The following is a 12,139-nucleotide window of genomic DNA, read 5'->3' on the forward strand; positions in this document are numbered from 1 at the left end:
TCCGCGCTTGGATGGCTCCTCAAGATCAACCCCACGAACAATTTGTATTCCCTGAAGAAGTTCTACCTCGCGGTAACGCTCTCTAAGAATTCAAATTTGACCATGACCTCAGTTAGGGTTGTGGTTGGCGAAAATTGGCACACCCAGATAAAATAATCTCCTTGTAATCAACCAATAAAGTGTCAATTTTCACTATCTCTAGTAATCTCCCATCAAAAAGGTGGGAGATTTTTTATATATTGGTTAATATCTCTAAATTTATGTGTTATGTTAGATGAAGGTTATAAACCCAGAGTAAATTCTCTGCCCTTTTGAGACTAAGACCGCTTAGGCAACAAGGAGGTGATGCCCATGATAGAAAGTAGTATACGCATGGGTCATCAGGTTGCAGTTAGCCGGCTGCGCGCCGGGGCTGTTCTCTAAAAGTTAGCCTTAGTTATCTTTGAGATACTAAGTTAGCTCAAGTAGCTAGGCAAGCTCGGAGTTCCTTCCGGCAGTCTGGTTGCAACCTGAAGACCCGCTAGACCGCTCTGACTTAGATCACCCTATCTAAATCAGGGCGGATAGTTTTTTATAAGTGATTTTTGTTTTATCAATGCTTACTTTTAAAAGAGAGATAGGGATGGCTGCCACGAACAAAGCCAACCTATTTAAGTTTTATTAAAAAGCATAAATATCTTGGTTAAACCTTGGAGTTTGACCAAATATGAGAAATAGCGTTTATCTGCCAAGTCTGATTGAAATCTAGACACACGAATTCTGACTGAATTTATTCTCCCATATTTTCTGTGTGGAGAATAAAGGAGTTTGTCTTTGTCAGATCCAAAATGTTGTAACAAATATAAAAGTAGGAATTTCTTGATATGGCACAACTACTCACCGAAGCCCAAATTCAAGAACAGGCAAAGATTTTGTCAGATTGGACTATTCAAGATTCCAAGTTGCAGATTACCCGTACATTTAAAGATTTTATTGAAGCAATGGAGTTTGTCAATAAACTAGTTGAACCGGCTGAGTCAGCCCGACATCATCCAGATATAGAGATTTCCTACAATAAAGTAAAGATTACACTTACAACACATGATGTAGGCGGATTGACGCAGCCAGACTTTGATGTAGCACGGGTGATTTCCCAGATTAACTAAGTGATTTCTTTTAATATCTTGTACCAAACTATAAGAAGTCACTACAATATACGGTTTATATAGCCGAGCCAGTATGTTTTAACTGGGGTGAGATTTATACTAGGAGCGAGTGGAAGAAGCGATTTTCGATCGCAAACTCTAAGTGTCTAAAGCTTCAGTAATTTAGCTTGTGTAGAGAGCGAATGACCCAAACTCTACTCCCTGCTTAGATATTTAGATAAGTATGTGTGACAGTTATTAAGGCGATCGCTCCAATATTGCCATCTAGATCGGATGTTTTATAATGTTATGATATAAAGATATGTTTTTGCATAAGTTAATCACATCAGTTTTTAACCCAAAGTTAATCGTTTATTAGCTTTGCAAAAACTAGAATTGTAGTAGAGACAATTATGCCTCATCCATAGGTTTCAATGAGATGTCGCATTTTCGAGAATTAGGTGTAACGAAACCAATTATCTAAACAAGGTGTGAGGAGTAAAGGAAAAATGTCTAATCTATTATGGAAATCCTTAGTGGTTAGCCCAGCAGTTTTGGGAGCAACATTGTTAGTTTCGGCAACAGCAATGGCGGCCCCAAGCAAAACCACAGAAGTATCACCAGCCAAGCAACTAGGTGTAACTGAAGTTGCCCAACAGCCAGAAATACTAGCTCAAACAACCATAGATCAAGTTAATCGCTACAGCAACGAAGGTAATCAAGGCAATTCTCAGTCTCAAGTAACATCGGTTTCTCAATTTTCCGATGTACAACCTACTGACTGGGCATTCCAAGCATTGCAGTCCTTGGTTGAGCGCTATGGTTGTATTGCAGGTTATCCGAATTCCACATATCGCGGTAATCGTGCTTTGACCCGTTATGAATTTGCTGCTGGTTTGAATGCCTGTTTGGATCGGGTTAACGAATTGATTGCCACAGCAACAGCTGACTTGGTGACAAAACAAGATTTAGCTACCTTACAACGGTTACAAGAAGAATTTTCCGCAGAATTGGCAACCCTACGCGGTCGCGTAGATTCCCTAGAAGCGCGGACTGCTGAATTGGAAGCTAATCAGTTTTCCACTACCACAAAACTAGTCGGTGAAGCCGTTTTCGCCGTTAGTGATGTATTTGGAGGTAACACTGGTGACGCTAACAATACTGTCTTCCAAGATCGGGTACGTTTAGACTTGCAAACCAGCTTCACTGGTAGAGATGTTTTGCATACACGTCTGGCAGCAGGTAATGCACAAGCCTTTTCAATAAGGGATGACGTTAATAATCCGATCGGTACTGCTGAAGGCACACAAACATATCAAGTTGGTATAGGCAATGGTAACAACAGTGTCAGAATTGACCGCTTGACTTATGAAGCTCCCATCGGTCCAGCCCAAGTTTACCTCGCAGCTAGTGGCGGACGGCATAGCCAGTATGCTGCTGTCAACAATCCTTACTTTTTTGACAACACTGACGACGGTGGTAACGGCGCTTTATCTACCTTTGCTTCTGAAAGTCCTATCTATCGGATTGGTGGCGGTGCTGGTATAGCACTCAATGTACCCCTTGGTAAAGGTGGCGGTATCCTGGGAAATAGCTCAATCACTGCGGGTTACTTGGCATCACAAGCTAATAATCCTGGTCTTAGTACAGGTCTGACCAACGGTGACTATGCAGCTCTCGGACAGTTGAACTTTAGTGTTGGCGATCGCTTGGCTTTAGCTGCTACCTACGTCCACGCATATAGTGCCAGTGGTGCTTTATTTGACTCTGGTACAGACGGAACAACTGGAGCTTTTGATGTAGGTACTGGACAAGCTAACTTTTTAGGTAATGCAGCAGGTGTAACCCGATCTAACAGCAACTCCTACGGTGTGTCGGCTGCGTTTAGACCTAGCGACAAACTGTCCGTTAGTGGATTCGTCTCTTACCATGATGTTACAGGTGCAGGTGCAGGTGATGATTATCAAGCTTGGAGCTACGGTTTAGGGGTAGCGTTACCTGATTTCGGTAAAAAAGGTAACGTTTTAGGTGTTTTTGCTGGTGCAGAACCCTATTCCTTTAACCGCCCAGGTTTTGGTGGCAACAACGATATACCCTACCACTTTGAAGGCTTCTACAAGTATCGTGTGTCGGATAACATCTCTGTAACCCCTGGTGTAATCTGGTTGACCTCTCCTGGCCAAAACAGCGACAACGATGATGCTATTATCGGTACGCTCAGAACTACTTTCACCTTCTAGAGTGTTGATTATCTACTGACAAATTTGAACTCTATTTATCCCCGCCATTAGGCGGGGTTTTTTGTTTTCGGTAATAATAATGGATAAACCCCAGTAGTTAACCGGAGTATAATAGAAAAGTTAGGAGTTATGAGTTAGAAGTTATGAGTTATGGCGGGTTTGATATGAATAGACTAGAGTAATGCCTACTCTACAAGTGACTTACGCCGTGAGTAACTTTTTCTGAGCGAGCTTTTTGAGTAGAAGTTGGCGGTATAAAGCTACATATTGCGTAGTATCTTAACTCTACCAATTTGAGATTTTGAACTTTGGATTTGAGATTGAAGAAAAAATCTCAAATTCAAATTGAATGAGTTCCAACTCCTAACTCCTAATTCCTAACTAATTTTTACCCCTAACTTATTGCTGCTTGTGGAACTATCCTGTAAATCGGAATACGCAATTCTCGCCTTATTAGAGATGGCCGCTCATTACGAAAGCGGCGAACCTCTGCAAATTCGACAAATTGCAGCACAACAAAATATACCCGATCGCTATCTGGAACAGCTACTAGCAACCTTGAGGCGTGGCGGTATAGTTAAAAGTCAGCGTGGGTCAAAAGGTGGCTATCTGTTAACGCGAGAACCCCGAAAAATCATCCTTTTTGAGATTTTGGAATGTTTAGAAGGCTTAGAGGCGCGGGCTGGCGAAGAAAACGTTAATTCCAAAAGCATAGACAGTTCAGTTATAGAAGAAATTTGGCAAGAAGCAAGTCGCGCGGCAAATTCAGTCTTGCAAAAATATACGCTCCAGGATCTTTGTGAAAAACGAGATTCGCGGCAGCAATTAGATATCATGTACTACATTTAGTCAAGAGTCATTTGTCATTAGTCATTGGTCATTTGTTGATGACTAATGACCAATAACAAATAATTAATAATCAAGGACTAATTTATGCGAATAGCTCGTAACATTACAGAACTTGTCGGTCGTACACCCCTAGTGCAGTTGAACCGGATTCCTCAAACAGAAGGATGTGTTGCAGAAATTGTGGTGAAACTGGAAAGTATGAACCCATCGGCATCAGTTAAAGACCGGATTGGGGTAAGTATGATTAACGCTGCCCAAGAGGAGGGGCTAATTACTCCTGGGAAGACAGTATTGGTAGAACCCACTTCTGGAAACACCGGTATTGCCCTAGCAATGGCAGCAGCAGCAAAGGGTTATCGATTAATTTTGACAATGCCAGAGACCATGAGTGGAGAGCGTCGGGCAATGTTGCGAGCTTATGGAGCAGAACTGGAACTAACACCAGGAATGGAAGGTATGAGTGGGGCAATTCAACGAGCGCAGCAAATAGTTAATACTACACCAAATACCTATATGTTGCAGCAGTTCCGCAATCCAGCTAATGCAAAAGTGCATCGGGAAACTACGGCGCTTGAAATCTGGGAAGATACCGATGGACAAGTCGATATCATTGTGGCAGGAGTGGGTACAGGTGGTACGATCGCTGGTGTAGCAGAAGTGATTAAAGCACGTAAGCCTAATTCTAAGGCGATCGCAGTTGAACCAGCCAATAGCCCAGTTTTATCTGGGGGACGACCAGGCCCCCACAAAATTCAGGGAATTGGTGCTGGGTTTATTCCCCAAGTACTCAAGATAAAATTAATTGATGAAGTGATTACCGTCACCGATGAAGATGCGATCGCTTATAGTCGGCGTTTGGCAAAAGAAGAAGGGCTACTATCTGGTATTTCCAGTGGAGCAGCTTTATGTGCGGCAATTCGCGTCGCCCAACGTCAAGAAAATAAGGGACGTTTAATTGTGATGATTCAGCCCAGTTTTGGTGAGAGGTATTTGAGTACACCGTTGTTCCAAGACCTGGAGGCAAGATTGGCCGCTAGCGTAAGTTAACGATACATTGAATCAATGGTCAATTATAACCGCGTTTCTAACCATTACGAAACTCTCAAAGTTAGTCCAAGTGCAAGCCTTGCGGAGATTAAGCAAGCTTATCGCCGCTTGGTTAAGTTGTTTCATCCTGACAGTAATCAGGAAAGTGCCGATCGCGAGCAAATTATCCGCATCAATGCAGCTTATGAAGTCTTAGGCGACAATCAAAATCGCCGCAATTATGACCAAGAACTGCAAGATGACTCCCAAAAATTAAATAGCGATCGCCAACAGCGTACAGCATCAGCGCAAAAGCATTACCAGACAACACGAAAAACTGGACGCGATGTTGACGAGCAAGTTGAAGAATGGCTGCGCCAAGTTTATCAACCAGTAAATCGCTTGCTTTGTACGATTCTTTATTCGTTAGAAGAACAAATGGATCAATTAGCTGCCGATCCTTTTGATGATGAGTTGTTAGATGAATTTCAGGAATACTTAAAAACCTGTCGAGATGACCTCAAGCAGGCACAAACTACTTTTCGTTCCCTGCCAAATCCCCCTAGTTTAGCAAGAACAGCGGCTCACCTCTACTACAGCCTCGATCAAGTAGGAGATGGACTTGATGAATTAGGTTACTTTCCTTTGAACTACGATGAGCGTTATTTACACACAGGTCATGAACTATTCCGCATAGCTTCGAGATTACACTGTGAAGCACAAGCTTCTGTTACATAATTATTGGGCACTGGGCATTGGGCATTAGGTATAAGTCAATATCGCTAGATGTCAAAGGACAGATGACAAATGACTAATGACTAATGACATATAACTTAGGAATTAGTTTATGCTGGAAACAGAAAAAGATTAAGAAATTTTAAATTCTGCTGATAGTGTACTCATGCAATGCATTGTTAATCGCCGCGCTCAGTTTGCAGCAAGTCATCGTTATTGGTTGCCAGAACTGAGTGAAGCCGAGAATATTGAGAAATTTGGTGCTGGTACTAGATTTCCGGGACACGGGCATAACTATGTCTTATTCATCTCCCTAGCTGGGGAATTAGATGACTATGGTATGGTGCTGAACTTGTCTGATGTGAAACACGTAATTCAACGAGAAGTTACCAGTCAATTGGACTTCTCTTATCTCAATGATGTGTGGGCAGAATTTCAACAAACTCTGCCTACCACTGAGAATATTGCACGGATTATCTGGCAACGGCTAGCACCTCATTTGCCTTTAGTCCGCGTGCAGTTATTTGAACATCCTGAACTTTGGGCAGATTATATGGGAAACGCAATGGAAGCCTACCTCACCATCAGTACTCACTTTAGCGCCGCCCATCGGCTAGCTCATCCTAAACTCAGTAACGAAGAAAACACGCTTGTTTATGGTAAGTGCGCTCGTCCCAACGGTCACGGACACAATTATCATCTAGAAGTTACCGTGAAAGGGGAAATTGATCCACGTACTGGGATGATTGTTGATTTAGGTGCCCTGAATAAAGTGGTAGAAGATTATGTGGTGGAGCCATTCGATCACACCTTTTTAAACAAAGATATTCCCTACTTTGCCGAAGTTGTGCCGACTGCTGAAAATATCGCACTTTACATTAGTAATTTACTGCGATCGCCTATTCAAGAATTGGGAGCTAAACTTTACAAAGTGAAACTGATTGAAAGTCCCAATAACTCCTGCGAAATCTACTGTACTGAATCTGAATCAAATTCAGTCAGCGCAGCCGCGAGTCAGCCAGTATTAGCAAACGTTTAGGTAATTGAAAATTTAGTTAGGCATAGGACATAGGGAACTGATATCATCCCAATGCCCAATGCCCAATACTTCGACTACGCTCAGTACAAGTGCCCAATGCCCACTTAAAAAAGTTTACTTACTAAGCAGTTAAAACCAGGTAGCAAAGGACTTGTCAATTCATCTTGATTAAATAAAGTAGCTGCTAACTTTAATACAGCCTGTTCGCGTCGATAAACCTCAACTTTTTTCTGTATAGAATCGCAAATCCAATATTCCTGAACTCCTTGTACCGAGTACAGCTTTAGCTTTGTTTCCTTGTCGCGTTTCTCGTTTTTTTCGCCGGGAGATAAAACTTCTACTACTAACTCTGGTGCGCCCGTGAGATGTCCAGCTTCATCTAGTAAGTTTTTTAAGCGTTCATGACTTGCCCATACCACATCAGGGATCACATTGTCCGAATCTGAGAAAATAATTCCAGGTGCGATCGCAGCTTTACCCAGACCAGTTTCATCTGACCAATTGTTAAGAGCTGTAACAATATTGCCACAACTTGATTGATGATCCCAACTAGGTGATTTGGTCACAAAGAGTTCTCCATCTATAATCTCATAGCGATTTCTGCGATCGCTAGCAAATAGCTCTAGGTCAGCAGTCGTCCAACGCACTGGAGTTGTTTGCATAGAAACCCCCTAGCCTTTTCCTAAATCATATTTTAAAAATACCGACGGCGGGCAGAATGTCGCAAATAGCGATAAATGCCCCAAGCTAAAACTCCAAAAAAGAGATTTAGTAAAAAGCGACTAAATATAAACCACAAAATATCAGTGTCAAAAAGCTTTGACGGACTCAAAGGACTAATTTTCCTGACTAAGAGAAACACCCCAAAAATAGCATTTCCACCCAGCACGAGGGCAAACAGCACTAAACTCCTCTGCCAGTAACGGCGCTGGATTGTACGGTCACAAATCAGGGTAATTACAGGTTTACCTTGTACTTTTCGCAGTAATTGTTCCAGCCGCCAAAACATCCACAACAGAAACGGAAATAAACCATAGCTTAGGAAACGTAGGGGTAATGAGTAACCCCAAGCAGTAGATAAGACATTTACTAGGGCATGACAGTTGACAGAATTTAGCCAAGCCCTAAAAATAAACTTTTTGTCGCGATTTAACCGATTTTTAGGGGAAATATAGGTTCCTAATGCATATCCCCAAGGTGCAGAGAACATAGCATGGACTGGCGTGCCGATAGTACGTTCAAAAACTGATGCTGTACCGTGGAAAAAGTAAATCCAGTTCTCTTCAGCAGTGAATCCCAAGGAAACGGCGATCGCGAAGAGGAAAACTGTAGAGTTAAATAATCGATACTTGCGTTGCAGATAGGAGATTGGGATAACAACCGCAGCCAACTTGCAGCCTTCTTCAATTGGGCCTATTTCCACAAGCTGCCGCAAGGCTGTACCAGGAAGCCAACGTTTCATCTGCTGCCAGTCTACAAACCAGTTGGCTATAATTTCAAAAACCCATTCGAGGCTAAGGGCTAAAAAACCAGATATTGCCCCAATGATAAAGAACATGAGTAACTTTAACAGAGGTGGGGCAAATGGCACTCGACAGTAGTAGTAGCCTAGCAGCAGTAAGGGTGGTATTGCTGCCCACAACAATAGAGATAAATCAACCACTCACCTGAGCAATTACTGTACGGTGACGGTGGGTATTGTTGGTAATAGTGGGAGCTTGGAAACCCGCCTCAACAATAGCTTGCTCAATGTCCAAAGCAAAATATTCATCTAAATACGGTTCAGTACTTTTGAGCAAAGTCAAAATGTAGGCTGGCATTTTCTTGTAAACTTCAGATTTGGGATTCATATCCATAATTGCCAAGTAGCCACCCGGACGCAACACACGCCGCATTTCAGTTAAAATCTGTCGGGTTGCTGATTGGGGTAATTCGTGGCACATCAGGAAAATGGAAACTAAATCAAACGAGGCATCAGGTAGCCCAGTAGATTCAGCTTGGGCATGAAGCCAGTTAATTTTAGCTTGACGTTGCCCAGCCCGGTAATTGGCAACGGCTAAAAAGTAGGGAGATAAGTCTAAGCCTGTAATTTTGGTATGGGGATAAATTTCTTGTAGGGCAAAACTACTCAAGCCCACACTACATCCTACATCTAAGATGTCTTGCGGCTCATTGGGGATTTGACTTTTCAGGATATTGTGGTAACTTTGGCGCAGCATTGGATCGCCTTGCGCTTCTTCAGCGCTCTGCCAAATCTTAGCGTGGACAGCGTAAGCAGCAGGTTCTACCTCAAAAGCCGCTTGCCAACTGAGATTTCCGGTTTCGTAGGCATGGAATGAGGTGACGTAGTAATCGGGGTAGGAAAGCTGAGGATTTTGTACTTGAGCGAGATCGTTCTTCCAATCACGCGCTTGTAGTGTTTCGACTTCTTGCGTCCAAGGCACACCAATTCTCTCGGCACGTTTAATCATCATTTGTCTAGCTTGATGCTTGGCTAAGTTAGCTAAAGGCTGAATTGCCAGTATGCCATTCACCAAGCGGGAAGCTAAACCAGGATTAGTGTTTACAGCAGCAGTCATAAATTAGTTTGGATTTAACAGCCTTTTCTACTTATGACATACTTGCTAGACAGGAGTCTAGAAATGAATTGAATTGTATAACGGTAGTCTTCCTCCTTTGGCTTGCCCCAAGCAACAAATATTATAGAAAGTTTATATTTGGAGAACAGCAAAGTTCCGAGAAACTGTGAATTATGCCAGTTTACAATTTATATTTTTATTCAGAGAATTTTATTTAAGACTGGTAAAATTTTGATTCTTAGCAACATCTGTCTCAACAGAGATGGCAAAAAACTGAGTGGCATTTATGAAGAAAATTACAAAAATTTCAGCTTATTGAGAGTCAAGTATGGCCAGAGCAAGAAGAAGAGCAAGTGGCTTTTTAAAAGATTTTCAAGAATTTGCCCTTAAAGGCAATGTAGTTGACTTGGCGATCGCTGTGATCGTTGGTGGTGCTTTTGGCAAGATTGTCACTTCCTTTGTTGAAGATGTAATCATGCCATTGATTAATCCCTTGGTTAGTTTTGCTGGCACAGACTGGAGAACAATCGCCATTGGCCCGGGAATCAAGATTGGTCACTTTCTTGGCGCAATAGTTGACTTTGTAATCATTGCCTTAGTCTTATTTGTAGCAATTCGAGCCTTACAAAAATTCAAGAGACAAGAAGAAGTCGCCGATGAACCCCTAGCAGACCGTAACCTTGTAGCCCAAGAAAGATTGACTGGCGCGTTGGATAGACTCAACCAAACCTTGGAAACTCGGAATAATCAAGTTTTGTAGTGGGGAGTGGGAGAGCAGGGGAGCAGGAAAGAATAATCAATACGCAATACCCAATGCCCAATGCCCCATGCCCAATGCCCCATACCCAATGCCCTACTTTGCAGCAGGCTTAAGAGCTAATAACATTTCTAATTCACTAGTAGATTTATCAGGGCTAATAGCGGTAAAACCAACACCGCGAATGGAATTCAAAATGGTGAGGGTATCGGCGTTAGATGATACCAAACTATTGATTAGGGGCACAGTTTTAGTTTTGTCCATATCTAGGTAGAAATAGCCACCGTTGGGCTTTTGCAAAGAACCAGTCACGGTTTTGAAAGCGTCGCTAGTGTCAAGAGATGGATTTTTGCGATCGCTAACTGCGTCAGCAATGGGGCCACCAAGAGCTACAAATACAGTATCTTGGTCTAGCCAACCATGTGCTAATAAAGCTCCTTGTCGGGGAATTTGCCACTCAGTTACGTCTTTACCACCAATATTTCTATTGGCGACGTTGATTTGTTGGGTTTTGGCAAGGGTATCCAATTTTGTTAAAGTGGCTTCGGCAGTTTTGCGATCGCTAGTATCAAATACTAAAGCACCTCCAAAACCAACACTCGCTAATACTCCTTGATTTGATGGAATCGCACCAAAGGCGAATTCCCCATTCATCCAACCAAAAACATCCTTATCCAGGTCTATATTGACAGTTTTCAACTGTCCTCGCGCTTGTTCCAGAGCTTGCTTCATTTCTGGATAATCTTTTGACTGCTCTACTAGCACTTCCCAACCACGGCTGATGCCATTTCCGCTAATCAGAGCAAAGGTATCAGCAGGAAATTGCCCGACTATATTCCCAGGACTTGATTGATACTGAAATTTATTTAATTGTGGATCTAAATTAGCGATCGCTTTTACCCGCACTCCCGCATCATCAACTCCAACACCCGCTACCACAGATTTTATCTGCTTCAGTTGTGTCAGAGTTTGTGGCGGTAACTGCTTTGCCTGCGGATTTCCAGCAGTTAATTGCTGTATCATCTCGGCATAGTCTGGTACATAAATTTGGGCGAGGCTGTTTTTAACATCCACTCCTTTAAGAATGCTGCTAGCACCTTCTTTACTGGCAAAAGAAGACTGCCCCTTAAACGTATCAATTGCTTTTTCTACAGCTTGCTTTTCAGGGGCTAATACCAACTGACTATCATTTAAAACTACGCTATACGTCGGCTTGCCATTTTGTGTAGTTTCGACAATTTTTTGACCTTGATAGTCAGATTCCTGTAATTTCACTCCTTTTTGTGACTTCAATTTGTTAGCAAAATTCAAGGCGCTGAGTTTGTCCTTGATTCCCACCACTATCAGGATATTTGATTCCTGCTGTAAATTTGTTGGTACATTAGGTGCCCCAGAGGGTACCTTTAACTGTGCTGGTTTGACGGGATTTGGTGGCAATACAGCAATCATCACACCACCAGCCCAAGGCTTTATGTCTTGTTCATAAGAAACGTTACTGTCACTGAACATTTGCTTATTGAAATCTTCCAGACCTTTTGCCACTAACTTTTGTGCTTCTGGAGTGCCAAACTGCTGTAATTTTGCCCAGGCTTGAGAGTCAGTAGTAATATAAGTTGCCATCAGTGCTGTTGAAGGTACTACTTTAGCACTACCTAGAGCGTCTGATGTACCTACTGGTGAGCCTTTAAAGTACGTATAAGCCGCTATACTTCCTACGACAACGACGGCAGCACCAACAGCAGGAATGAGAAATTTTGATTTACTTTCAGGCATTTTGTTATCCTCTTTTG

The 12,139-nt window shown here is 42.4% G+C and carries 11 protein-coding genes and 1 pseudogene; 8 read left to right on the forward strand and 4 right to left on the reverse strand.

What is annotated here, in order from left to right; all coding sequences use genetic code 11:
* From RMX89_RS28050 to RMX89_RS28080, 7 genes and pseudogenes are all read left to right on the forward strand, one after another.
* Positions 1 to 86, forward strand: a pseudogene (locus tag RMX89_RS28050) (photosystem II protein D2); the annotation flags it as partial.
* 777 nt (positions 87 to 863) lie between these two features.
* Positions 864 to 1,145, forward strand: coding sequence for a 4a-hydroxytetrahydrobiopterin dehydratase (locus tag RMX89_RS28055; protein ID WP_322674022.1), 282 nt, complete (start codon positions 864 to 866; stop codon positions 1,143 to 1,145).
* A gap of 488 nt (positions 1,146 to 1,633) precedes the next feature.
* Positions 1,634 to 3,364, forward strand: a complete 1,731-nt coding sequence (locus RMX89_RS28060; protein ID WP_322674021.1) for an iron uptake porin — start codon at positions 1,634 to 1,636, stop codon at positions 3,362 to 3,364.
* 411 nt (positions 3,365 to 3,775) lie between these two features.
* On the forward strand, positions 3,776 to 4,213 hold the full coding sequence (locus RMX89_RS28065) for an Rrf2 family transcriptional regulator (RefSeq protein WP_322685871.1): 438 nt from the start codon (positions 3,776 to 3,778) through the stop codon (positions 4,211 to 4,213).
* A gap of 84 nt (positions 4,214 to 4,297) precedes the next feature.
* The gene (cysK, locus tag RMX89_RS28070) at positions 4,298 to 5,260 is read left to right on the forward strand and encodes a cysteine synthase A (protein ID WP_322691233.1); all 963 of its coding nucleotides are present in this window, start codon (positions 4,298 to 4,300) and stop codon (positions 5,258 to 5,260) included.
* A 15-nt stretch (positions 5,261 to 5,275) separates the two neighbouring features.
* The gene (locus RMX89_RS28075; protein WP_322691234.1) at positions 5,276 to 5,977 is read left to right on the forward strand and encodes a J domain-containing protein; all 702 of its coding nucleotides are present in this window, start codon (positions 5,276 to 5,278) and stop codon (positions 5,975 to 5,977) included.
* 163 nt (positions 5,978 to 6,140) lie between these two features.
* On the forward strand, positions 6,141 to 7,013 hold the full coding sequence (locus RMX89_RS28080) for a 6-carboxytetrahydropterin synthase (protein ID WP_322674017.1): 873 nt from the start codon (positions 6,141 to 6,143) through the stop codon (positions 7,011 to 7,013).
* Between the two features lie 104 nt (positions 7,014 to 7,117).
* On the opposite strand, the gene RMX89_RS28085 is transcribed toward RMX89_RS28080, so the two are convergent.
* The 3 genes from RMX89_RS28085 to RMX89_RS28095 are packed head-to-tail and all read right to left on the reverse strand — an operon-like array spanning position 7,118 to position 9,592.
* The gene (locus RMX89_RS28085) at positions 7,118 to 7,675 is read right to left on the reverse strand and encodes a Uma2 family endonuclease (RefSeq protein ID WP_322674016.1); all 558 of its coding nucleotides are present in this window, start codon (positions 7,673 to 7,675) and stop codon (positions 7,118 to 7,120) included.
* Positions 7,676 to 7,707: 32 nt separating this feature from the next.
* A complete protein-coding gene (locus tag RMX89_RS28090) occupies positions 7,708 to 8,676 on the reverse strand; it encodes a PrsW family intramembrane metalloprotease (RefSeq protein ID WP_322691235.1) in 969 nt (322 codons plus the stop codon).
* Positions 8,669 to 9,592 carry a class I SAM-dependent methyltransferase gene (locus RMX89_RS28095; RefSeq protein ID WP_322685866.1) on the reverse strand — a complete coding sequence of 308 codons (924 nt, stop codon included), beginning with the start codon at positions 9,590 to 9,592 and terminating at the stop codon, positions 8,669 to 8,671. Before RMX89_RS28095 ends, RMX89_RS28090 begins: the two co-directional genes overlap by 8 nt.
* 328 nt (positions 9,593 to 9,920) lie before the next feature.
* On the opposite strand from RMX89_RS28095, the gene mscL reads away from it, so the two are divergent.
* On the forward strand, positions 9,921 to 10,352 hold the full coding sequence (gene mscL, locus RMX89_RS28100; protein WP_322691236.1) for a large conductance mechanosensitive channel protein MscL: 432 nt from the start codon (positions 9,921 to 9,923) through the stop codon (positions 10,350 to 10,352).
* A 93-nt stretch (positions 10,353 to 10,445) separates the two neighbouring features.
* Here the strand turns inward: mscL and RMX89_RS28105 are convergent, their stop codons facing one another.
* A complete protein-coding gene (locus RMX89_RS28105) occupies positions 10,446 to 12,122 on the reverse strand; it encodes a DUF3352 domain-containing protein (protein WP_322691237.1) in 1,677 nt (558 codons plus the stop codon).
* Positions 12,123 to 12,139: the final 17 nt, after the last annotated feature.

Origin of the sequence: Nostoc sp. DedSLP04, assembly GCF_034530775.1 — a bacterium.
GTDB lineage: Bacteria > Cyanobacteriota > Cyanobacteriia > Cyanobacteriales > Nostocaceae > Nostoc.